The organism is Vibrio sp. S9_S30, assembly GCF_014694455.1.
Taxonomy (GTDB): Bacteria; Pseudomonadota; Gammaproteobacteria; order Enterobacterales; family Vibrionaceae; genus Vibrio.
On the sequence record NZ_JAAUWT010000014.1, the window covers coordinates 27,120 to 52,298 of the forward strand.

Annotated in this window: 17 protein-coding genes; 7 read left to right on the forward strand and 10 right to left on the reverse strand. The window is 44.4% G+C overall.

The features are described 5' to 3' along the window. Window positions 1–257: 257 nt before the first annotated feature. Genes HC752_RS16550 through HC752_RS16560 form a run of 3 tightly spaced genes read left to right on the forward strand, consistent with a single transcriptional unit; the run spans window position 258 to window position 4,962 of the window. A complete protein-coding gene (locus HC752_RS16550) occupies window positions 258–3,263 on the forward strand; it encodes a hypothetical protein (RefSeq protein WP_190336272.1) in 3,006 nt (1,001 codons plus the stop codon). 2 nt (window positions 3,264–3,265) lie between these two features. Then, window positions 3,266–4,789, forward strand: a complete 1,524-nt coding sequence (locus HC752_RS16555) for a leucine-rich repeat domain-containing protein (protein WP_190336273.1) — start codon at window positions 3,266–3,268, stop codon at window positions 4,787–4,789. Then, entirely contained in the window at window positions 4,786–4,962 is a 177-nt protein-coding gene (locus HC752_RS16560) for a hypothetical protein (RefSeq protein ID WP_190336274.1), read from the forward strand. Before HC752_RS16555 ends, HC752_RS16560 begins: the two co-directional genes overlap by 4 nt. A gap of 59 nt (window positions 4,963–5,021) precedes the next feature. Here HC752_RS16560 and HC752_RS16565 read toward each other — a convergent pair whose 3' ends face one another. The 7 genes from HC752_RS16565 to glnA all read right to left on the reverse strand — a co-directional run bounded on the left by HC752_RS16565 (window position 5,022) and on the right by glnA (window position 14,523). Continuing rightward, window positions 5,022–5,837: a hypothetical protein gene (locus HC752_RS16565; protein ID WP_190336275.1), complete on the reverse strand. Its 816-nt coding sequence runs from the start codon at window positions 5,835–5,837 to the stop codon at window positions 5,022–5,024. A 166-nt stretch (window positions 5,838–6,003) separates the two neighbouring features. Continuing rightward, window positions 6,004–7,005, reverse strand: coding sequence for an adenosine deaminase (add, locus tag HC752_RS16570; RefSeq protein ID WP_190336276.1), 1,002 nt, complete (start codon window positions 7,003–7,005; stop codon window positions 6,004–6,006). A gap of 96 nt (window positions 7,006–7,101) precedes the next feature. After that, a complete protein-coding gene (locus HC752_RS16575; protein ID WP_446751446.1) occupies window positions 7,102–9,627 on the reverse strand; it encodes a bifunctional diguanylate cyclase/phosphodiesterase in 2,526 nt (841 codons plus the stop codon). A 127-nt stretch (window positions 9,628–9,754) separates the two neighbouring features. Then, on the reverse strand, window positions 9,755–11,164 hold the full coding sequence (glnG, locus tag HC752_RS16580; RefSeq protein WP_190336278.1) for a nitrogen regulation protein NR(I): 1,410 nt from the start codon (window positions 11,162–11,164) through the stop codon (window positions 9,755–9,757). Between the two features lie 28 nt (window positions 11,165–11,192). Then, complete coding sequence (gene glnL / locus HC752_RS16585; protein WP_190336279.1) at window positions 11,193–12,248, reverse strand: nitrogen regulation protein NR(II); 1,056 nt, start codon at window positions 12,246–12,248, stop codon at window positions 11,193–11,195. A 106-nt stretch (window positions 12,249–12,354) separates the two neighbouring features. Next, window positions 12,355–12,921, reverse strand: coding sequence for a DUF4124 domain-containing protein (locus HC752_RS16590; RefSeq protein ID WP_190336280.1), 567 nt, complete (start codon window positions 12,919–12,921; stop codon window positions 12,355–12,357). A 192-nt stretch (window positions 12,922–13,113) separates the two neighbouring features. After that, complete coding sequence (glnA, locus tag HC752_RS16595) at window positions 13,114–14,523, reverse strand: glutamate--ammonia ligase (RefSeq protein ID WP_190336281.1); 1,410 nt, start codon at window positions 14,521–14,523, stop codon at window positions 13,114–13,116. 513 nt (window positions 14,524–15,036) lie between these two features. On the opposite strand from glnA, the gene typA reads away from it, so the two are divergent. From typA to HC752_RS16610, 3 genes are all read left to right on the forward strand, one after another. Beyond that, window positions 15,037–16,866 carry a translational GTPase TypA gene (gene typA / locus HC752_RS16600; protein ID WP_190336282.1) on the forward strand — a complete coding sequence of 610 codons (1,830 nt, stop codon included), beginning with the start codon at window positions 15,037–15,039 and terminating at the stop codon, window positions 16,864–16,866. A 383-nt stretch (window positions 16,867–17,249) separates the two neighbouring features. Further along, window positions 17,250–19,160, forward strand: coding sequence for a M4 family metallopeptidase (locus HC752_RS16605; RefSeq protein WP_190336283.1), 1,911 nt, complete (start codon window positions 17,250–17,252; stop codon window positions 19,158–19,160). 370 nt (window positions 19,161–19,530) lie between these two features. Beyond that, window positions 19,531–20,742, forward strand: a complete 1,212-nt coding sequence (locus HC752_RS16610; RefSeq protein WP_190336284.1) for a M20/M25/M40 family metallo-hydrolase — start codon at window positions 19,531–19,533, stop codon at window positions 20,740–20,742. 134 nt (window positions 20,743–20,876) lie between these two features. On the opposite strand, the gene HC752_RS16615 is transcribed toward HC752_RS16610, so the two are convergent. The 3 genes from HC752_RS16615 to HC752_RS16625 form a co-directional block, all read right to left on the reverse strand. Further along, entirely contained in the window at window positions 20,877–21,605 is a 729-nt protein-coding gene (locus tag HC752_RS16615; RefSeq protein ID WP_190336285.1) for an SDR family oxidoreductase, read from the reverse strand. A gap of 31 nt (window positions 21,606–21,636) precedes the next feature. Further along, window positions 21,637–22,368, reverse strand: coding sequence for an SDR family oxidoreductase (locus HC752_RS16620; RefSeq protein WP_190336286.1), 732 nt, complete (start codon window positions 22,366–22,368; stop codon window positions 21,637–21,639). A gap of 114 nt (window positions 22,369–22,482) precedes the next feature. Continuing rightward, the gene (locus tag HC752_RS16625) at window positions 22,483–23,466 is read right to left on the reverse strand and encodes a sugar-binding transcriptional regulator (RefSeq protein WP_202987904.1); all 984 of its coding nucleotides are present in this window, start codon (window positions 23,464–23,466) and stop codon (window positions 22,483–22,485) included. Between the two features lie 220 nt (window positions 23,467–23,686). Here HC752_RS16625 and HC752_RS16630 point away from each other — a divergent pair, with 220 nt between their 5' ends. Next, window positions 23,687–25,126, forward strand: a complete 1,440-nt coding sequence (locus tag HC752_RS16630; RefSeq protein WP_190336287.1) for an extracellular solute-binding protein — start codon at window positions 23,687–23,689, stop codon at window positions 25,124–25,126. Window positions 25,127–25,179: the final 53 nt, after the last annotated feature.

Consider the following 25,179-nt stretch of genomic DNA (forward strand, 5'->3'; position numbering starts at 1 on the left):
ACGAAAATGTTGAAATACCGACTTTTGAACCTCAATTTACGAGAGACATTACGACACACGACGAAGAAGACGGCGAGGTGCCTACCACACTGTTAGTCAGACCAAGAGAGTACGACTACAGCAATACCAAGTTCTACTACGCTGACGACGGCAGCGAGATTTATAATCGATTCATATTATGTTGGAACTACGACGATGACGAGCGCACAGCGGGTGAACCTGATGATTCAGGCTATCACGCCGATAGGCTGGAGGCGGTGTACACCAACGCCAATGCTGTCGCAACGAGGCTGAGTTACGAAAGTAGTAGCTTTACGATTGTAAGAAGTGAAAGCGGGAAAAAACAATTTGAGTTGAAAAAGCCGGTTTTGCCACAGTTTTTAGGTGAGAAGTGGCGAACACATTTGCGTGACTCAGGCAGGTTTACCCCTGAAATTGTAAACGAAAACCAATATTACGCTTATCAACTCACGAATTCTCGCATTAAGTTTTTCAAACCAGGCGCATTCTTTTTATATCCCCTTGATCAAAATGAGTTTAAAACCAAACCATTAAGAGAAATAGCGGATTTGAAAGCGCCTGTTTACCCTACAAGGTACACGCTGAAGCTGAATAAAGTGGTGTTTGATGTAGAAGAAGAAAGCGCTCCACCAAGGATCTATTTGCATTGTACGTTACCGGAATGGAATCACAGGTTAAAAGACGCGCTTGGAATTCTAGAGACACAAATCAACGAGTACAAGCTGGCGTGTTTACCACATTATAAAAAGCTGCACCAGTTGTCTCAAATGTCTCACCTGATGGATATGCACATACGTATGCCTTATCAAGGGCAAAGTGATTTCCTTACTGCTACCAATCCTTTTGTTAATATTGCGCAGCACCAGATATCGCGTTATCTCAGGCAATCAAGATTTACCGAAGAGTTGAAAGAGAGAGTTAAGCTCCAAGAGGCCATTTCGGATCTGGAAGAGGGGGTTTCCAATATTATTGAAAACCCTGTTGGGTTTGATATGAATACCCAAAAGCGTCATATTGACAGAGCCGCGAAAGAAGTTTGGAAGTTACTCCATTCAAAAGCGCTTCTCGCTGAAATCAAACACTATACCGCTTATATCAAAGAAAAATACGAAGCAGGCTTTGATGGGGAAGGTCATCCCGCAGGTCCATATATGGATGAAGAAAAAGACTGGGATACCATTCTATTCACTATATCAAGGTGTTATGAGGCGCTTTCCTATTCGGATGTGTATCGAGAAATGGCGTGGAAGTATGACTTATCACATGGGTTTGATGAGCTAGCTAAGATTTCTCCTGATGAAAATGTCAACGATCTAAACTTAGTCGAAATATGGGAAAAAAGCGTTGAAGAAAGTGAGGAGCCTGAACATTATCTTGGTGTACAGAGCGAAACCTTAAAAGAGCATGCCCCTCCTAAACAGGAACCAAAAGAAACCCTGTCAAGCTGGATATTGTCGAACTATGAAACATATGCGAAACCTTACTTAGGTCACGTCGTTCCCGGTCCAGGAGCCCCGTGTACGTTGCAAGTTATGCTCAGTTGGTACCAAACTGACTGTGTGCAGAAGATTTATCAAAGCTTAAAAAGCGATGCGGCTTATCATGTTAAGTACTTTAATAGTGTACTTAAGATTTTTGGTATTTTGCGTGGCGATGGCAGTTCGGTTATAGATGCATATAGTACTGATAAAGGTGCGGATATTATCAAAGCACTTATCGTTAACCAAAATCATTCAGCAAGTAAAAATAAGCTCCAGAAATCAAAAAATGCCATAAAATCATTTTTTGAAGAAATGAATATAAAGTTAGAAGCTTTAGAAGGTAATGGTAAAAACAGAAAAAAAGCCGTTTTTTACGGACAGTTTCGTTTTGATAGTGATGGAGCATCGGCACGCGCCGCGACTGCAGCGTATTCTCGAGTGGTATATTCTGCGTTAAATGTTTGCCTATCCGTTCAAAATATGAATTTACTTGCCGAACGGGCAGAAAAATACAATTGGTCCGAACAAGAGTTATACATCAGATACATGAATTTGCATATTCAAGGCATCATGGATATTGGAGGAGCTGCAAGCAGCGTGCTTGGGGCACTCAGAGTGGCGCAAATTCGCTATGGTGCAGTTAACAATATTGATGTCTCCCGCACTCGTTCGTTCAAAGCGATATCATTCACTCAAGGCTTTATTGGGAAATTTCTGGATAGGTTGGCGATTCCGCTGGGAATTTATCAAGGTATCACTGCATCTTATGATATAAGAGGCCTGCTTGAAGACAGAAAAACCGAAGAAGCACTAGTGGCGGCCACTACCGCTGCGGCGGGCATTATGTTGACGGTTGGCTTTACCGTCAGAATGATCAATACCGTTAAATGGGGCTCGCGTATTCCTCACCCAATGGTGTCTGGTTTACTTATCTCCGCGGGCACGTTCTTTAACATTATGATGTTTTTTTATGATCTGGTAAAACTGGCTAAACCCTTCTTCAGCAGTCAATCTCAGAATAATCTTGTTGGGTTATGGGAGGAGGTGAAGAGACCTGTTCATATACCTAAACAAACAGTGGAGGCATATGGCTTAAAAACAACGGGAAATTATTCAGTTTGGAGTATTGCCGCAAATCTCTCTTTTGATGGAGAGCATGATTTAAAAGTGCTACTGAATGAAAAGCCAATAGATACATATAAGTTGCTTTATGGGCAAACAGATAACCCTATCACAATAATAGAAGACTACCATCAAGACGGGGTCATAAGCAGCAAAGGTGTTAACCTTGGTAAGCTATCATGGAGAGCCATAATCCCTCTATATTTAAAGAGAGATAGAGAGGGTAACCTTCTTTACACTAGGCAGCAGATTATAGATTTGGTCGATTTTGATATCGCTTGGCTAAAAACATTGTGGTTTAACGGTATACACAGCGTCGAACAAGTGATTGACTATTACGAAGAGGTCAAAGCTCGAACTAAATACAATGAGGAGAGGTTTGGTCTCCACGAGTTACCTCATAATTTGACGTTTAATGAGGCAAACCTTGGTAATCAAAACCACCCTTCTCTACTGTATATTGGATTGCAAGAAACCTGTTATTCCAGTTTTGGATGTAAATTCTTAGAGCATCAGCCCATCTATGTTCTTTTAGAAATGGGGCTATTTACTCCACCTAATGATCAGCCATTCTACAAATCCCATCTTTGGCAGCATCCACATTTTCATTTAGACCCTATTTCGATTCCCAAGGACTGACTGTGTTAAAAAAACTACTGCTTATAACCTTTATCCTTTTCACTTTTCCTACTATGGGTTATGAAGATCAAGAGCGACAAACAATTGCCAATTCATCTGAAGAGGCAAAAAAATTCATTGAACTTTATAAAGGCTACAAAGGATATGCGTATGTCTTTTCGGAAGGCTTGGATGTTCGTTACCTCCCACAATCAGAAGGTTTGATTGACGACAAAGGCAGTGTAAGACGTAGATTTCAACAAACATCGATACGTGAAAGTCAATATAAGTATTTTTTCCGTCACAATAAATATAGGAATTATGCTGTTGTTAACTCGAAAGGTAAAATAACTCAATTAGTATTAGAGGTTGAATCTAGAAAATCAATTAACCATAGTCGGCTTATTGATTTTATTTCTAATCTTAATAGCTTAGAATATTTATCTATACGTTCTGGTTGGGAATCATTCAAAGAAGTTGATTTAGAAAATAATAGCAAACTGAAGCAGGTTTATTTTGATAAAATAAAAGTTGAAAAAATAATCTTGCCCCAAAATGGTTTGTTAGAAGTTATTGATTTTTATACAAAGAAAAATGTGATTTTTGAAAACTTAAAATATCAACGAAATTTGAAAGCAATGAATCTAATTGGAGGTAATATAGACCTATCAGAAATTTCTGTTCTAGACAAGATGGAGAATCTCTATATATCACATACCAAGCATATAAAAGGGGTGAACAATGATGATTTTGTTCTTTCGAAATTAAAAAATTTAGAGAGGCTTTATATACCCAACAGTGAAAATATCGAAATTATTGGTTTGGAAAAACTAAATAAGTTAAAAAAGCTATCTCTAGGGCAAGTGGTTGATTATTCTGGCGTAGTTATACCTCCCTCGGTGGAATATCTTTCAAGCGGAGGGAAGTTAAATACTAAACTACCTGACCTTTCAAGAAGTAAGAACCTAAAAACCTTCATATCTAAAAAAACATCGATTACAGATTTAAATGGATTAAGCGATCTCCCTTACTTAGAAGAAGTGATTATAGAAAATAGCAAGCTACAAAGTCTTAATGGTTTGAATAATCTCCCTTCTTTGAAAACTCTTACGATTCATTATGGAGAGTTAAAAACAATTGGTGATATTCATTCATTAAACGCTTTAGAGGAAATAGAGTTGGAATATCAGCAGTTCGAAAATTTAGATGGTTTGAAGAACCTCCCTTCCCTAAAATCATTAATTATTAATGGAGGAACTATTAAGAGTTTAGATAAGTTAGAAGGAATTGATAACTTGGAAAAATTGGGGATTATGAACCAAGAGATTAGAAAGGTAGAGAATATTGACCACTTTAAAAACCTAAAGTATGTATCTTATCGAGGAAATCCAATTGAAGAACTGGATTTCAAAAACATTGAAAGCTTAGCTTATTGTAAAGTTGATATTTCTGAAACAAAATTCTACGAATCAATGTCTGATATAGATAAGACAAAGTTGAAAAACTTACACAGAAAGGGAAACATCAACGGGAAACAAGGAATATGATTTATATTCAAGTTATCGCCGTTATTACGCTGCTCATTAACTTCCTAATGAGTACTATCCATGAGTTTTCAGATGGTGAAGAAACGTTTATGGATTACGCGAGTATTTTGGTGTTGAGTTATATTATTGTGCTGATAGTGAATCAGATTTTTTTTAAACGTGATGAATCATGATATTCACATATTATAGTAAAGGGTAGGGGGAATATGCTCTTACCCTTTGTATTGATAATTTAATTTATTAAATAAGTAGGGTATTTGAATTCTATGGATTCTAGTTTACTTAACTGACAAAGGCTTTTATGGTTTTCTTCTAATGATTTAAATATATTCTCATGCTCCAATATATTTCCAGTTATAAAGCTGTAGATCTGATACCATTTATTTTCTAATTCATTTTTAGCATATTCCATCTCACTTCGTTTGTAGTAATAAGTACTAAATGGAAGATGTACTTTTTTGGATAAATCTCCCTTAATAAGCTCCAGTACCATATAGAATCCCTTTGCTCGAGTAGAACTAGTAATACCATAGTTTACTGGTTCTACTAGATAGGCTTTCACATCACCCACATAAAACTCTTCCTTTATTAAATAGCTATTGTCCTTTTTACTGTAGTAGCCTATATACAGTTTGCTTGTGTTTCGGCTAAAGAGAAGGCTTTCACAGTTCTTCTCAAATTTATGTAATATAAATTTTGCATAAATAACAGATGAAGTAAAATAGATGAATAAGTTTATCTCTGACATTAAGATAACAGGTAATGTTAATATCCAAAGAATATAGTAGAAATAAATTTTAAAACCTAAGTGGTGTTTGCTTATTTCATAGAGAAGGAAATTTTTTGAGTATTTCAATCCACTTGATGGGTATATGTCTGCAGAATATTGGGTAGGATAGCCATTTTTAATCTCTTTTATTATTGTAGGTTCTGTTCTGGTTTTGTATTCTATTTTGCTAAATTGCTCCTTAAATGAATGTTTTACATAGTAATAATAAATAATATGACCGACTATTACAAATAACAGAAAATATAATATGAACATCATTGACTTTACAGTAGATAAAAAATCAATATCTTAGATTGAATTAATCTACACAAGTGTTTTAATTATGTTTTGCGAGCGGTTTAGTATGTTCGGGGTATAGATTTTTGATTTTTGTAATTTACAAAAAGGAGGCTTTCGCCTCCTTTGTTCTTTAACTTTCTAACTATCAGCGATTTTTCGCCATTTCGCGTAGCGCTTCTTTCTCGGCTTTGGATAAGAAGGCGATGTCTAAGCCGTTGATTTGTGCTTGGCGAATTTGCGCTTGGCTTAAGCCGGCTGCTGGTGCGGCTACTTCGAATTCGTAAGGTAGCTCAATGCCTTCAACGGCTGGGTCATCGGTGTTGATGCATGCTTTTACGCCATGCTCTAGGAACGTTTTTAGTGGGTGATTCGCCAGTGAATCAACGGTGCTGGTTTGGAGGTTCGATGTTAGGCAAGATTCAATACCGATACCGTGTTCAGCAAGGTAATCCATCAATTTAGGGTCGTGAATGGCTTTCACACCGTGGCCAATACGCACCGCGCCAAGTTTTTGAATCGCTTGCCACATGCTTTCTGCCCCCGCGGCTTCACCTGCGTGGATCGTGACTTGTAAGCCTGCGTCTTGAACCTGTTTGAAGTGATGGACAAAGCGATCACCTGGCTGACCAAGTTCATCACCCGCTAGGTCAATGGCAACCAATTTGTCTTTGTGCGCGAGTAAACCGTTCAGTTCTTGTTGGCAGGCATCTTGACCAAATGTACGGCTCATGATGCCGATAAGGTTGGTTTTTACACCGAAATCTCGTACGCCTGCTTGCACGCCATCAATAACCGCTTCTACGACGCCTTCTATCGGCAGCTTGTGCTTCATTGCCATGTAGTAAGGTGAAAAGCGAAGCTCGGCGTAATCAATTTGAGCGTTCAGTGCGTCTTCTATATTTTCGTAAGCAATGCGGCGGCAGGCGTCCAAATCACCCAGTACGGCGACACCCCAGTCGAGCTTGGATAGGAATGCAACGAGAGAGGGCTCGGCTTCAACAATTTGTACGTGCGGACGAAGCGCTGCCAAATCGTATGCAGGAAGTGCCACGCCAAATTTTTTGCCAAGATCTAGAATCGTCTGGCTACGGACGTTACCGTCGAGATGGCGGTGTATATCAGTTAAAGGCAGGTTTTTGGTGATCATGTTTACTTCCTAAATACGACGAGTTTCGGCTAATTCGCCTAAGTATAAAAATCATTTAGTAAACTGTCAGTACCGGAAGAGCAGATTATGGTTTGATCAGTGACGCTTTTCTTTTATGTTCACTAAATCTGTTGGCCATTCGGAGAATGGAACAGGTCGGCTGAACAAAAACCCCTGCGCCTGAGGGCAATCGAGTAAACGCAGCAGTTCGGCTTGTTCTGTGGTTTCGACCCCTTCGGCAACAAGATTCACCTTGAAGCCTTTTGTGATATTTACAATAGCGGCGACAACGGACGTTTCTATTTGCTCTCTTTCCATTTGAACAATAAAGGAACGGTCTATTTTCAAGCAGTCAAAGGGCAGCTTGTGAAGATAGGCAAGTGATGAATAACCGGTTCCAAAGTCGTCAATGGCGATCTTAATATTTAAGTCTTTAATGGCTTGCATGTTTTGCAAGATGACTGGGTCGTTATCGACGATTCTCGACTCTGTAATCTCAAGTGTTAGGTTTTGGGCGTTAAGACGTGTGTATTTCAGCACCATTTCCAATTCTTCGGTAAACCCTGGTTGGGATAACTGATTCACCGAAAGATTCACGTGTAAGCTGAAGTTGGGGTGCCATTGCCCATTTTGTATGGCACGGGCGGTATCACTGCATGCTTTCAATAAGATTTGAGAACCAATGTCGCCAATTAACCCACTTTCTTCTGCTAGAGGGATAAAGTCGAGCGGTGGTACCACGCCATTTTCTTCAGAAACCCAACGTGCCAAGGCTTCAGCACCTAGAATTTCGCCACTTTCTAAATCAATGATGGGCTGATAAAACGGGACAAATTCACTATTGGCAATCGCTTCATTCAAATGCGTCAGAGTCTGCGTTTTCTTGCGAGAAATATCGGCCATTTCAGGGCGGTAGTACACAACGCGAAGTGAGTCGTGTTTAGCATGGCTTAAGGCGATGCTGCTATTGCGCAGCCATGTGCTCATATCATTTTTATCGCATGATAAAACGATGCCAATGGAGATATTAACAACAACGGTTTCGGTGCCCATATTGAAGGGGGCACTAAACGATTGTTTAATTCGGCTGACTAATTGCTCGACGACTGCTTCAGAACCACTTCTAGGGTCATAAATGGCGAATTCATCGCCGGCTACTCTGGCAAGCAATACGCGTTCATGACAGATGTTCTTGAGACGCTGAGCGATAATGGTTAATAGCTGATCCCCACTGTAATGACCTAAGCTGTCGTTGATGTCTCGGAAGCGATCGATATCAATGAGTATCAGAGAGCCCGGTAGGGAAGAGTCCAAGCTGTGGCTGGTGTCAATCAGACCTTGGCGGCTGTATAGCTGAGTTAATGAGTCGTAGACCAATTGAGTTCGAAGCGCTTCAAATGATGCCTTCAAGTTTTGAGTCATGTTGTTGAATGCCGACACCAACATGCTGGTTTCAAAAATGTTCCCCGGTTCTGGCATAGGGCTATCCCAAGCGCCTTTGGCTATTTCTCGGGCGGCATTTGCCGTCGTTGTAATAGGGTGCGTAATGCGATTGAACACCAAAATACCGATCAAAAAGCCCAATAAGCTGAAGGTCATGCCAATAAGCCAACCACGCTGTTGCTGCTGGGGGATATCGCCTAATAAATCGTGCTCAGAGATGGTGACGACAACGTACCATTCCAGCCCATAAGGATTGATATAGCGGGATAGTCTATTGAAGTAGCGAGTACCATTAGCCACGTAGTCAAACATGATCGACTGGCTTTTGGTTTTCAAATTGTTGCTCTCGATATACTTCGCACTGGCTTGTACAACGGGATTGGGGCTTTCCGTTGTTTGCAGCCGTTGCCCTTTTATGGTCAGCGGCGTGCCTTTAGAAACCACGCTTGAACTGTCCGAATGCGCCACTAAGCGATTATTTTGATCGAAGATGAAGATGGACGCGGCCGTTCTTTGTTTTTGATCAATCAAGAAGTTGTTGAACGTGTCGATTTTTATATCAGCGACCATGACCCCGATCAGTTCATCGCTCACAATCACAGGAGTGGTTGCTGATAATGTGATTTCTCGGCGTTCATCCGCGTTGGTGTAGATGTTAGACCACATGGGCGAGCGTGATTCTGCCGCGGGGATATACCATGGACGAATTCTCGGATCGTAGTCTTGAAAAGTGGATTTGGCGCCTGATTCGATATTTCGACCAGAGTAGATCACCAAATTGTTGTCAGTGCGTTTGTCTTGGAGCATCAAGGTAAAATCAGAATTGGATTCTCGCCTAAAGCCGACAAACTCTCCTTCCTTGCCACCAAAACCCACGACATCTAAGTGAGGGATGTTTTTGTACAAATAGCTAAAACTGTTAGAGAGGAAATTCTCAATTTGGTTCAGGTTACCCGCCTGATACAGCTCGTTAAATTCAACAGACTTGCTTAAGACAATATTGGCTTGATAGGGCTCATCTAAAAAGATGGACAAACGGCTTTTCACATTCTCGGTAAATGCCATGAGCTGTTTATAGCTCAAGTTAGACACCATGTTCTCGAAGCTGCTTTTTTGAACGAAGGCAATTACCCCAAATGTGAACATGAATACGATCACAAAGGGTAAAATGACAGCCATTCGTAAAGTTATCTTTTTATTCGCCATTGCCCTACATACATTTAGTGAACAGCATGCTGTAGTCAAGGTAAGAGTCGCTATTGTAAAAGTCAGATATCAAACTAGCGAGTCTGTTTGAACAACCCGACTACATGTTTAACTCTTTTAGCTTTCTGGTGAGCGTGTTCCGTCCCCACCCTAGAACTTTAGCGGCATCCTGCTTATGACCGTTAGTATGATTTAGCGCTGTTTTTAAAAGTATACGTTCAAATTCAGGGAGTGCATAAGAAAGGAGCTCAGTTTCTCCAGAAGTCAGCGCTTCTTTCGCCCATTCTTCAAGTTGAGACTGCCAGCCATCATTTTCATGCAAATTGGGCAGTTTTCTTGTCTCTTCGAAGAGTTCTCTTGGTAAATCAGACGGCAACACTTCGTTACCGCTGGCCATGACCGTTAGCCATCGGCAAATATTTTCAAGTTGGCGAACGTTACCTGGCCAAGACAGTTGATTGAGATTAAGAATCGTGTCTGGGTGTAAGGTTTTCATTTCTACGCCCAGCTCTTCCGCGGCGAGTTTTAAAAAGTGTTGAGTGAGTTTCTCAATGTCTTGCTTGCGTTCACGTAGAGCAGGGATGTGTACCCGAATCACATTCAGGCGGTGAAAAAGGTCTTCTCGAAAATCACCATTATGAACCCGTTTTTCTAGGTTCTGGTGTGTGGCGGCGATGATGCGTACATCCACCTTGATAGGGGAGTGACCACCAACGCGGTAAAACTGCCCATCTGCCAAGACTCGCAACAGTCGAGTTTGGATATCGAGTGGCATGTCGCCAATTTCGTCTAGGAACAAGGTGCCACCGTTGGCTTGTTCAAAGCGCCCTTGCCTAACGGTGTTTGCGCCCGTAAAGGCCCCTTTTTCATGTCCAAACAACTCAGATTCGATCAAATCTTTAGGAATGGCGGCCATGTTCAAGGCGATGAAGGGTTTTTGAGCTCTGGGGCTATGACGATGAAGAGCATGCGCAACCAGTTCCTTACCTGTGCCTGATTCCCCGTTAATTAAGACCGAAATGGACGAACGAGATAACCGTCCGATGGCTCGAAACACCTCCTGCATGGCTGGGGCTTCGCCGATAATTTCAGGAGCGTTGCTAATCAGAGGATCGGTGTGTTGTTGATGCCGTTTCTGTTCATGGCTATGCGCGATAGCACGCTCGACGAGTGTGAGTGTTTCGTCGATATCGAAAGGTTTGGGCAAGTATTCAAACGCCCCTTTTTGATAGGCATTGACTGCGGCATCAAGATCAGAGTGTGCCGTCATAATAATCACGGGTAAGTCTGGGTATTGTTGGTGGATCTCTTTGAGCAGGTCTAATCCATCGATGCCGGGCATACGTATGTCCGATACCAGCACATCGGGTACTTGCCTTTCGAGTGCCATAAGAACGCTTTCCGCATCCGCAAACGTTTCGCACTGAATTTGTGCAGAAGATAAGGTTTTTTCCATAACCCAGCGGATAGAACTGTCGTCGTCAACGACCCATACAAAGCCTTTACTCATTGCGCTCTCTCCTAACAGCAATACCTGATCATTTGATTGGTAAAATGATGGTGAATGTGGTTTTTCCTGGCCAGCTTTCGACGTCGATTTTTCCCTGATGCTGGTCGATTAAGTTTTGTGAGATGGATAATCCAAGACCTGTGCCACCCTCACGCCCCGTCACCATAGGGTAAAAGAGCGTGTCTTGAAGCTCCCCAGGAATGCCTGGACCGTTATCGATAATGTCTAACTTGGCAGCCAGCTTGTAACACTGCCCATGAATATTGGCTTGATGCACCGTTCTGGTGCGAAGCACAATTTCCCCGTGTTCTTGATCGGCCAGAATTTGTGCCGCATTACTGACAATGTTCAGCAATGCTTGCTCAATTTGGTCTGAATCCATCATGAGTGGCGGTAAGCTGGGGTCGTAATCCCGCTGAATAGTCAGCGATGTTGTGGATTCTAATTCGACAAGCTGACGGACTTTTTCTAACGCTACGTGCAGATTCGCTTCACGCTTTTCCCCCGGTTTTTGTGGTCCAAGTAAGCGATCAACAAGGGCACGAAGCCGGTCGGCTTGCTCGATGATAATTTGTGTGTATTCATCGAGGCTTGGATCCGGCAACATTTTGGATAACAGCTGCGCTGCGCCGCGCAGCCCGCCTAAAGGGTTTTTGATTTCATGGGCAAGCCCACGCACTAACAACTTTGCTGCTTGTTGTTGGGCGTGTTGATTCAACTCTTGGCTTAGCCTGCGTTGCTGACCAATCTTACGAAGTTCAACCAATAAGAGCAGTTGCTTTTCCCAAGTGAAAGGACTGACCGTGACTTCAACCATCGTCGGTTTGCCATCAATGACAAAAGTGACATCGCTGTCCGTGATGCTTTGACCTGTCTGTAATGGTTGAGCCAGCATGCTTAAATCCATCGAAGCGTGTTGGATCAGATCGGCAAGTTGACAGGTTTGTAGGCGCTTGGCGCTCTGGGAGAAAAGCAACTCTGCGGCTGGATTGGCGTAGTGCACAGCCAAGTGCTCATCTAGAAGCATGGTGGCTGTGACGATGTTGTCGAGAATGGCGGTAGATCGCAGATCGAGGGAGCCCATGTCCTTACCTTATGGTTTGCACCAAATTGGTGCGACGCTTGTTTAGTATGGGGTATGAACCTGAAAAGAAAAAGGTAATAAGCCGAAATAAGCTCGTTAATCTTTATTATCCCGCGGATTTTACCCTCGCCCGATGCAAATGCACCGTCACTGGAGAGGTTGATGCAATAAGCTTGCCGTCTCTAACGGCTTGTACAGCAAGTACATGAGTCCCTCTATCTACATTGGTCAATTGCCACAGAGACTGGGTTTGGGGTGCACCGTAAGGCTTACCGTTGAGCATCAATTGAAGTTGTTCTCCAATGCCAAGTTTCCGGTTTTGATGCACTTGAATGTTGAGGATGCCGCGATTGCTACGAAGCGTTTGGTCTTGTTTTAGATTGCTAATGGATAAAGACAGAGGAACCGCGTTGTCGATTTTTTTCTTGTCCGCCGTTTTGGCGTTAGCGACCTGCTTACTTTTCAGTGGTTTGGTTGGCGCAAAAACAGGATCCGGAGCACGGGTTTTCGTGCTTGGCAAAACAAACGATTCTTTTTGGTGGGCGGGGCCGTCGGGTGGTGTGTCACTGATATGAAGGATGCCGTTATCATCGACCCATGAGTAGGCCGTTTGGGCAATGGAGGCCGGAACCATCATCAAACTAAGCACAGAAAGTAGGGTGATCAGTTTCATTGTAAGCACCAGTGTCGAATCACGTTAAAGGTTAAAAGCCGCACCTCTGATGGTGTTTTTAAGTAAGGTGGGGCGGTACGCTAAAATGCTGGAGTTGTAACCTAATGCTAAGGGCTTGTTAATTAAAGTGATATATAAAAAAGGCCCGCCTGCGAGGCGAGCCTAATAATTAGATAAGCAATTACATCAACTTTACACTGAGTAGTAAAGCTCAAACTCGAGTGGGTGAGTCGCCATGTTGATTTGTTCAACCTCTTTCGACTTCAATGCGATGTAAGAATCGATAAAGTCATTAGAGAATACGCCACCCGCCGTTAGGAACTCACGGTCTTCGTCTAGCGCTTTCAGAGCCACTTCTAGGGATTCCGCCACTTTTGGAATCTCTGCCGCTTCTTCAGCTGGAAGGTCGTACAAGTCTTTGTCCATTGCTTCGCCAGGGTGGATCTTGTTCTTAATGCCGTCAAGACCAGCCATTAGCATACAAGCAAACGCTAGGTATGGGTTTGCTGTTGGGTCTGGGAAACGCACTTCGATACGACGTGCTTTCGGACTTGGTACCACAGGGATACGGATAGAGGCACTGCGGTTACGTGCAGAGTATGCCAGCATAACAGGTGCTTCGAAGCCAGGTACAAGACGTTTGTATGAGTTCGTAGAAGCGTTCGCGAATGCGTTGATTGCGCGAGCGTGCTTGATGATACCGCCAATGTAGTGAAGCGCCATTTCAGATAGACCGCCGTACTTGTCGCCAGCGAACAGGTTAACCCCGTCTTTCGCTAGAGATTGGTGTACGTGCATGCCGCTACCGTTGTCACCAACCAGTGGTTTAGGCATGAATGTCGCTGTTTTACCAAATGCGTGAGCCACGTTATGTACCACGTATTTGTATATTTGGATTTCATCCGCTTTTTCTGTCAACGTGTTGAAACGTGTCGCGATTTCATTCTGACCCGCGGTTGCCACTTCGTGGTGATGCGCTTCAACGACTAGACCCATTTCTTCCATGATCAAACACATAGCAGAACGGATGTCTTGAGAAGAATCGACAGGTGCAACTGGGAAGTAACCCCCTTTAACGCCAGGACGATGACCTTTGTTACCGCCTTCAACGTCAGAACCTGTGTTCCAAGCCGCTTCAATGTCGTCAATCTTAAAGAAAGAACCTGACATGTCCGTGTTGAATTTCACGTCGTCAAATAAGAAGAACTCTGGCTCTGGACCAACAAGAACGGTGTCTGCTACGCCAGTCGAACGCATGTATTCTTCGGCGCGCTTAGCAATAGAGCGAGGGTCGCGGTCGTAGCCTTGCATTGTAGCAGGCTCTAGAATGTCACAACGTATGTTTAGCGTTGCATCTTCAGTGAATGGGTCAAGAACGGCGCTTGATGCATCCGGCATCATCACCATGTCTGACTCGTTGATGCCTTTCCAGCCAGCAACAGAAGAACCATCGAACATTTTACCTTCTTCGAAGAAGTCTGCATCGATTTGGTGAGCAGGGATAGAAATATGCTGTTCTTTACCTTTTGTGTCGGTAAAGCGCAGATCAACAAACTTAACTTCGTTTTCTTGGATTAACGATAGAACGTTTTCTACTGACATCTTGGATAACCTCCAGTGTTATTAAAGCGTTGGTGCACAAGTTTAGTGAAACCGGCATTGATTAATATAAACAGTTAATGGCATTAATCGATGACAGTTCTGGGTAAGCTAAAAATGTGCCAAAAAATAGTTCCGTTAAATATCATGCACTTACAAGATTATTTGCGATATTGACACTTCGTATCGCACCATAATGATCCGCAATTGCACCATATTAGTGCGATTGAAATGAGCTTGCGTACACAATAGAGTTAAACCTATTCAGCGATCAATTAGCCTGTTTGTCAATCGACTTTTTATGCCCCAAAAATCAAGTTTTTTGGCATCAAAATGGTTTAATTAACTCAAATGTTACAAATGGCGCCACTTTTCACCGCTTGAGATCACATATTCCTAGGCTTTTCCCTAAAATCTGGTACATTATTGACCGTTTTTTAAATCAAGTAAGCGGCTATTCGTCATGACACAAATGTGATGGGGGAGGCGGCTTCTTTTATAAGTGAATCTAGATCCATGGCTACCCCACAGATTGAAAAATTGAGAAATATCGCGATCATCGCGCACGTTGACCACGGTAAAACGACTCTGGTTGATAAACTGCTACAGCAATCAGGCACCCTTGAGTCTCGCGGTGAAGCGGAAGAGCGAGTCATGGACTCGAACGACATCGAGAAAGAGCGTGGCATTACCATTCTTGCTAAAAACACAGCAATTAACTGGAATGACTACCGCATCAACATCGTAGATACGCCAGGACACGCCGACTTCGGTGGTGAAGTTGAGCGTATTATGTCGATGGTTGATTCTGTACTTCTGATCGTCGATGCGGTTGATGGTCCAATGCCTCAAACGCGTTTCGTTACGCAAAAAGCGTTCGCACACGGACTTAAGCCGATTGTTGTTATCAACAAAATTGACCGCCCAGGAGCTCGTCCTGATTGGGTTATGGATCAAGTCTTCGACCTATTCGACAACCTAGGTGCGACCGACGAACAGCTAGATTTCCAAGTGGTATACGCATCCGCATTGAACGGTTGGGCTACGCTAGAAGAAGGCGAAGAAGGCGAAAACATGGAACCCTTGTTCCAAGCTGTCGTCGACACAGTTGAAGCGCCTAACGTTGATGTTAACGGCTCACTGCAAATGCAAATTTCGCAGCTTGATTACAGCTCGTATGTTGGCGTGATTGGTGTTGCTCGTGTGACTCGTGGTTCGGTTAAACCAAACCAACAAGTGACCATTGTGAGTGCTGATGGCAAGCAGCGTAATGGCAAAGTGGGTACGGTACTGGGTTACTTAGGCCTTGAGCGCCATGAAGTGGAACAAGCGAATGCGGGTGACATCGTCGCCATTACTGGTCTAGGTGAACTGAAAATTTCAGACACCATTTGTGATCAAAACAACGTTGAAGCCATGAAGCCGCTTTCGGTTGATGAGCCAACCGTTACCATGACGTTCCAAGTCAACACTTCTCCGTTCGCGGGTAAAGAAGGTAAGTTTGTGACGTCTCGTAATATTCTTGAGCGTCTTGAGAAAGAATTGGTTCACAACGTAGCACTGCGTGTGGAAGAAACGGATAACCCAGATCGTTTCCGCGTATCGGGTCGTGGTGAGCTTCACCTGTCTATCTTGATCGAAAATATGCGTCGTGAAGGTTTCGAGCTCGCGGTATCACGCCCTGAAGTGATCATCAAAGAAGAAGATGGTCAGCGAATGGAGCCGTATGAAACGGTCACCATCGATGTGTTAGAAGAACACCAAGGTGGCATTATGGAGAACATCGGCTTGCGTAAAGGTGAGCTCACAGACATGTCTCCAGACGGTAAAGGTCGTGTGCGTTTGGACTTTATGATGCCTTCGCGTGGTTTGATTGGTTTCCAAACGGAATTCCTAACGCTCACGTCGGGTTCTGGTCTTCTTTACCATACGTTTGATCACTATGGTCCACACAAAGGTGGCGTCATCGGTCAACGTAACAATGGCGTATTGGTTTCGAACGCAACGGGTAAGGCGCTGACTTACGCACTGTTCAACCTGCAAGACCGTGGTCGCCTGTTTGCTGAGCACGCAGACGAAGTGTACGAAGGTCAAATCATCGGTATTCATAACCGTTCGAACGACCTAACGGTGAACTGTTTGAAGGGTAAACAGCTCACCAACGTTCGCGCGTCGGGTACAGATGATGCACAGGTTCTGTCTCCACCTATCAAGTACACACTAGAGCAAGCGCTTGAGTTTATTGATGAAGATGAGCTGGTAGAAGTGACGCCAGAAAACATCCGTATCCGTAAGAAGCTACTGACTGAAAACGAACGTAAGCGTGCGGCACGTCCAGCGAAATAATTTTCGTAACGCTGAAAAGTCATGAAGCCCTGCCCGTTTTTCTGGTGGGGCTTTTTGCATCAATAGGGCGTATCTTTTTGATGATGCCCTCCATCGTAACCCCTTCAAATATCAAAATTTTTGAGTTTCTATTCAGTCAATGTCTTTGGTTGAATTTTGTCCTAAATTAGATGTACTTCATGCTCCATAATCAATGATGTCTTTGTCACTTTCACATTCTGCATATCGTCGACACAGATTTCTTAAAAAGCTCTAAACCAAATTTGTTGAATCGACATTCTCCTTCTAATGATTAATAGCCTTTGGGTAGTAGGCAGGTGCATTGGGCATGAGCAAATAATCGACAGAGTGTCCTAATTTCAAAGAAATCAATGGAGTGCAGAATGAAACTCAACACCACTGGGCTATTTTTAGCCCTTTCAGTCACAAGTGCGTTAACGTCCCAGGCTATCGCTGCCAATCGAGTCAACTTGGATGACGGTGCGGAACAAAACCAGCTAATTTCTATTTCAGAGCTGGTGGAGCAACATCAATTTGAAACAACGGCTTCAGTAACGCTCAATCATGACATTTCAAAAACCAAGCTACAGCAAATGTACAAAGGGATCCCTGTGTACGGCGAAAGCTTAGTCTCAACGGTCAGTGCCTCTCGTTCGGCGGAAACCTTTTCCGGCGAGCTGATCACGGGAATCGAGCAAGACCTTGCCGATGTGATTCCATCCATATCAGAAAATGAAAGTGTTTCCATATTGGCTCAGCATTGGAATCACGACCTGATAAAAGTGTCCCAACCAGAGAAGAAGTTGGTGGTATGGCTGGATAAGAAAGACACAGCCCACTTAGCGTGGCAAGTATCTTATGTTGTTTATGCCAAAGCCCCTTCTCGCCCTTATGCGTTTATCGATGCAAAAAGTGGCGCCATTCTTGATACGTGGGACGCGATCGCTTTCGCACAAGGAACGGGGCCTGGGGGAAACACAAAAACAGGTCGGTATCATTTTGGTACAGACTACCCATCTTTTAATATCGCAGAAATAAACGGTTCGTGTTATCTCGACTCACCTAATGTGGAAACCTTGGACATGAAGCACCAAACAGTAGGCGGTGCGATCCACACCTTTAACTGTTATGAAAACACCTCCCGTGAGGTAAACGGCGCGTATTCTCCCATGAATGATGCCCATGCTTTTGGACAAGTGGTTTTTAATATGTTCAAAGATTGGTATCAAACGGCACCGCTCACCCAAAAACTTCGATTACGTGTTCATTATGGTAGCAGCTACGAAAATGCATTTTGGGATGGTCGCCAGATGACCTTTGGTGATGGTGCGACGCGCTTTTATCCATTGGTGAGCCTAGATGTGGTCGCTCACGAAGTCAGCCATGGTTTCACTCAGCAAAATTCCAACTTGGAGTACAAAAACCAGTCTGGCGGTATGAATGAAGCGTTTTCCGATATTTCAGCGGCAGCAGCAGTGTATTACCACACCGGCAGCTTCAATTGGAAAATTGGAGACGAAATATTCAAAGGTGCAGGGTCTATGCGCTATATGAATACCCCATCTCTTGACGGAAAATCCATCGATCACGCGAAAGACTATTATCAAGGTCTCAATGTTCACTACAGCTCAGGGGTGTACAACCGAGCATTTTATCTATTGGCCAATACGTCAGGTTGGGATATTCGTAAAGCATTCAATGCGTATGTGTTAGCCAACCAAATCTATTGGACACCGCGTTCTACTTACGACCAAGGTGCTGTAGGCGTGGTGAAAGCGGCGGTGGATTTAGGGTACTGTGTCGATGACATTGTGTATGCCTTTAACAAAGTCGGGGTCAATGCTGGTGCACTGACAGGGCAAGGATGTAAGGACGTACCGGCAGATCGCCCTCCTCTGGCGGCATTTGACGTTTCGGTATCAGGCAAACAAGTCACGGTGACGGATCGCTCATCGGATGACAAAGGGGTGGTTGCCCACCAATGGTCATTTGGGGATGGAGCCACGTCCACTCAGCCTAATACCGCGCATACCTACAATGCGGCGGGCAGCTATACGGTTACGTTAACGGTTACAGACGGGATAGGGCAAACCCATTCATCGAGCCAGTCTGTTACCATTGTGGATAATGGGAACTGTACGGCACCGTTATGGAATGCTAGCACCGTCTATTTGCAAGGCGACAAAGTATCTCAAGCGGGTAAAAACTACGAAGCCAAATGGTGGACTCAAGGTGAAGACCCGACTCAAACGGGCGCATGGGGATCGTGGCGCGACTTGGGGGTTTGTCCGTAACTGACCGAGAGGGGGCATTGCTGCTCCCTCTATGTTGTACTCCAAGCAAGATCGTACTCCCAGCAATCGGTGGGTTAGGCTGTGTCTTATCTGAGCTCCCAATTTCTTCATTCAGCGCCGATACCATGGGTCTCCTAGTAGTCAATCCATGATGGAGATTTTTGCTGCATTTTTGAAACAAATTGGATCAATATATTCAATCTATTGTTGTTTAAATCGTAATTATTCGCAGTGACACTTGATAAGATAGTGGAAAGTTCTTAATGTAAAGAATTAATTTCGACCTGTTCGAATCGACTCTCCTTTGAGTCTGCTTGGCAGGAAGCCAAGTAAACTCGGTTTTCACTTATTTCATTTCGACGAGTTTTCAATGAGTTCCGATAAAAACACCAACGCATGGCAAGCACCTATGCCAGCTTCTCAGTTTGAATTTATGGCTGATATCTTAGACGCTCCATCTCCTATTGGCTTTGAAGCCGCGATGAGCTACGGCGTGATCAAGCCTGAATTTGAATCTTTCATGCCAAAAGAGTGGGGCATTCACCAATTCAAAGGCAATGCTGGATTGGTCTTCGACTCACACCCTGGGCGTGATGATTTGGTCAGCGTCATGATCGTGGGTCACGCGGACAAAATTCGCATGCAAGTTCGTAAGATCGACAGCGATGGCAAAGTGTGGATCAACACCGATTCTTTCCTACCAACCACGCTGATTGGTCATGAAGTCAAAGTCTTCTGCCAGAACCCTGAGCAACCAGGTCAATACAAAACGATTGAAGGTTGTACGGTGGAAGCACTTGGTGCGATTCACTTCTCGACCCCAAGTCAGCGCTCGGGCGAGCAAGGCATCAAGCCAGAATCCATCTACTTAGAACTGCATACTCACGGTAAAGATCGTAAAAAGCAGGTTGAAGCACTCGGCTTACGTGCGGGCGACCCCATTCTTCTTGATCGCCGTATTAAGCGTGGTGTCTCTCCAGACACTTTTTACGGTGCGTACTTAGATAACGGCTTAGGTTGTTTCTCAGTAACCGAAATCGCCCGTATTCTAGCAAAAGAAGGCTTAAACAACGTTCGTGTGCTTTACACCATTGCGACGCATGAAGAGATCGGTCGTTTCGGTTCCACTGCCGTTGTGGGTGAGCTTAAGCCAGACGTGCTGATCGCAACCGACGTGAACCACGACTACGAAGCCGCGCCAGGCATTGGTGCTCGAAATATGAACCCGCTGAAAATGGGTGACGGCTTTACCATCGGTCGTGGTTCTGTGGTGTCTGAGTTCTTAGTACAAGCGCTTGAGAAAGTGTGTAAAGAAAAAGACATCCCGTACCAGCTAGACTTCAGTGGTCGCGATATGGGCACAGATGGCATGGCGGCAGTATTGGCTGGTGTTGATAGTGCAGCCATCACGGTAGGTTACCCTATCCGTAACATGCACACGGCATCGGAGTCGGCGCACACGGGCGACCTATTGGCGTCTATTCACGGCTTGACTGAATTGCTTCGTCACTTCAACAGCCTGAACGATGGTAAAGGCATCACGCGTGATGACCTGCTTAATAGCCATATCCGCTTGGACTAAGTTTTGCCTAAATAAAGCAAATTATCTGACACTAATCTGTCCAAAACGCATTTAGGGACGACGTCAGTCCTTGAACAAAAAATCCCCTCGCGTTTCTGATGAGGGGATTTTTATTGTTATGTAAAACGGGTCAATTAGACATCGAATGCTGTCGGAAGAACTATCATGTCTCTGATAGTGACATTGCGAGTCCGCGTGAGCGCAAAAATAAGTGCATCTGAGACTTCGGAAGGCTCAATGAGAGAGCCGCTATCTTTGGCTTTTTGTAGTCGATCTGCGGGCCAATCTGCCAGCAGTGCAGACACTACAGGACCAGGGGAGACTTGACCAACGCGGATACCACTCTCACGCAACTGTCTACGCATCGTCTGTACGAAGCATGTTATCGCCCACTTGGATCCTGAATATACGGGTTCCCATGGAATAGCTGAGTGACCAGCTACGGAACAGGTCACCCAAATATCACCAATACCACGGCTCTTCATGTGTGGGATAACTGCATGAACGTTTTTCATGACCGCGTTAACGTTAAGGTTCAACATCCGGTCAATGGTTTCAGGGGTGGTATCATCTAGGTTGCCTCCGATATAGGTGCCGGCGTTACAATAGAGAATATCGATATGGTCCACTTTCTTTAGAATCGATGGGATCATTGCGTTGCAGCTATCGGTATCAAGTAGGTTAGTTACCTGTGCAATGGCCTTATCACCTAGGCGGTCGGTGCAATGTGCTAGTGCATTCTCGTCGCGATCCACCATAACAACGGTGGCACCCTCTGCAAGTAATGCTTCTGAAGCCGCAAGGCCGATACCAGAAGCGGCGCCAGTGACGACTGCAATTTTTCCATTTAGAGATTCCGTCATTAGAGACTCCTATTGAATTGAGTTAAAAAGATCAGACGCTAAGAAAGCCACCATCGATTGGAAGAACGGCACCGGTAATCATTGGGGCATCCTCAGAAAGGAGCATCACGATGGACTTTGCTACCTCTTCTACCTCTGCAAAGCGACCAATTGGGTGCCTTGCCATCATTGGATCTTTCTTTTTAGAGTCGGACCATGCAGCGACAGCAAGCTCCGTCATTGTTACTGTTGGGGCAACTGCGTTGACGCGAATACCATAAGCGCCAAGCTCTTTTGCCATCACACGCGTTGCTCCTTCTAGCCCTGCTTTAGAGGCGGCGTAGCACATGTGCTCATTGAATCCACGGTGGCCGGCAATCGACGTCACATTTAAAATGGACCCACCGCCTCCAACATCGACTCGTGCACGCGCGAATTCTTGTGCGCAGATGAGGGCTGCACGAAGGTTAATCCCCATGACTGCTTCATAGCCATCATCTGTCATCTCAAGTACGGACTCGAGAACGTTAGTACCGGCGCAATTGATTAAAAAGTCGCACGTTCCGGCCTCTCTCATTGCTGCTCGCGCAGCGCCATTATTTAACAAGTCAACGATGATCGACGTGCAACCGGTTTTATCCCTTAGGCTTTCGAGATCTGACTCTGTTCTCGCCATTGCGATTACTGTTGCCCCTCGCTTAGCCATCTCGATCACGCAGGCTCGCCCAATACCTTTACCTGCGCCAGTCACAATGACGCTTTTCCCTTCGAATTGGGTACTCATTTCTGTCATCCTATCAATGTGAGTTGTGTTGAATGATCCGTCGCAGTTAGCGTCGCAGTTAACAATATCTATTGGTGACCAGGGAGACTTCTTAGCTGCGGATGATAAAAATGCCTAGCGATCTTTCATCGTCAGGTTGGCTGAATCATATTCAAGAATAAGCTCTGCGGTTACATCATCAGTTACTAACGTGTCAACAAGACCTCGTTGGCATGCAACTCTAATAACTTCCACTTTATGCGGTCCAGCGGCAGCTAGAATTTTCTCCGGAACACTCATGACGTCGCTAAGCGGCATCCCAACTGTTCGGTTGTCCACGTCTTCTGAAACAGAGCATCCTTGTCTATCCAAGAATTGTCCAAGTACGTCTCCAATCGCCCCTGAACTGATCAGCTCTTCAGGTGTAAGCCCTTTAGGCAGACCATGCTCGATAAGGAAAGATTTGTTTGAAACGTTCGAGCAGGTAAGTAAGACGGCATCTAACGACTTGAATTTTTGGATGTGCTGGCTAAGTTCATGCTGAGAGAGAAATAGGTCACGGTCTATGCCCTCGGACAGGTAAATAGGCGCGGCTAAAAGGGAGAACTTTGCGCCGAGGACATTCGCAAACCCGGATGCAACCCCAAACGCGTTTAACGTTGACCCCTTTGCTGTCCCTCCCAGAATCGAGACAACATCAAGGTTTGGGTACTTTAGGGAAGGGAGTTTTCGAATAGCAGAATCCAATGTTAATCCCCAAGAAACACCGAGAGATTTCCATTCACCTGTTGCTAGCCTTTCGACTAAAAGTTCTGCAAGTGCTGCCCCCACAGGCTTGTGGTAGTCGTATGCCGCTTTATTGGCAGGACCAACAATGGCGCGCTTGAGTCCTAAAACTTGCTTCAACTGTTCTTGCAGCTGAATCTTTTGGGTAAACGGCGATTCAATTTTAATTTTTACAAACCCAAGCGATTTCGCTCGTTGAATTGCCTGATTGACCCTAAGTCTCGTCACGTTCATTTGACGTGCGATCTCTGCTTGTGTCATTTCGTTGACGTAATAATGCCAGCACACTTCTGTAACAAAGGCGTCGCTGTCTTCTATAAGCTCACGTGGCAAAACAATTCTCCAAGTTATTCAATAATTGCTAACAATATTATATTACTAAAAATATGAGTTTTACAATTGTTAGCTTGAAAATACATTTGAATATTTACACTTGCATCTTTAAAAATACAAAGGTATAACTTGTTAGGTAGGAAGTGGCGCGAACCAGTCGCATGGAGCGAATGATTCGTACCGCTGTATTCTGTTCAATAATAATAGTTGGAGAAAATCAGTGAACTCTATATTGGAAAAGAGCGCGATCGCGCTGGCACTTACCGTCGCTGCTACGTCCGCATATGCTGAGATCGATAAAGCTTGGTGGAAGGAAGCGGCAAAACCCTATCAAGGTGTAACTATTCGCGGTGTAACTGAATCGTCACCTCCGTCTCTGTACATTCGAGAAGTACTTGCTCCAGAATTTGAAGAACTGACCGGAATTCGCGTTGATGTTGAAACTACTTCTTGGGACCAAATGTTTGATAAAGCCATCAAAGATATGGAAGCTGGAACGGGTATTTACGACATGGCATATATCGAACAGGACATTATCTACTCCTACCTGTCTCGTAACTTTTTAACCGATTTGACCCAGTTTTTAGAAGACAACCCTAAGTTAAATGCGGCCACGTTCGACGAGAGCAAATTCACCACGTTCGCTGATTATTTCAAGGGCGCTTCTGGCCATCTTTTTGGCGTACCGATGGAAGCATTCTTAAAAGTGTACTTGTATCGTACCGACCTCTTTAATGATCCTAAGATCAAAGCGGCATTCAAAAAAGAGACAGGTCGCGACCTTGTGCCCGCAACAACACACGCAGAATATTCTGAAATTGCACAGTTCTTTACCGATTATGGTAAGAAAAACGACTTGGAACTTTGGGGTACGACTGCTCAAGCGCACACTGGTCACGTCGCGTCTTGGTATGAGTATTTTGAATCAGTAGCGCCTACTTTTGGTGTGTATAACTGGGGTATCGATGCCAGTAATAACTACGCCGCATCGTCAAAGAATGGCGGTGAAATGAATGGACCAGAAGCGGTCGAGGCAATGAATTGGTGGTTATCAATGCGTGATATTGCGCCACCAGAAAGCCCCGCTTCTACTTGGACAGAAGTCGGAACGACATTTGGTGCTGGTCGCGCAGCTCAAGGTTTAGTGTATGGCGAAAACGCGGGCTGGATTGCCACTGACAAAAATAAATCTCTTGTTGTCGGTAAAGTAGGCGTTGCCTTACCACCGTTAAAAGAAGGGGTTTTAGCCGAAGCTGAAAGGGGCGATGGATACATCGGTTACTACGATGGTGGCGCTTTTGGTATGCCACATTCTTCCAAAAATAAGGAAGCGACTGCGCTCTTCCTTCAATACATAGGCCAGGATGAAGTTCAACCTGATTGGGCCGTTGCTGCTCCGCGTGTCACTAACACTGCGACCTATAGTGATCCTAAGGTTCAGGCCATGAATGAAAAGCTGAGTGGCTATTATGATCTGATCAAGGATAAAGGCTACCTCTTCGCAGGTGCTCCAGCTTATCCATTCCATGCCCAGGTTCGTGAGGCAACAGCCCCCATTTTCTACCAGATCCTGACCGGTGATCTGGATACCCAAGCAGGTTTGGATAAGATGGCCGCTGCTGCTGAAGCAACGCTCAAAGAATTGGGCTACCGCAAATAAGTTGTCCTCTTCATAAACATCCATCCAGTCGCCGCCAGCTTTGGTGGTGACTA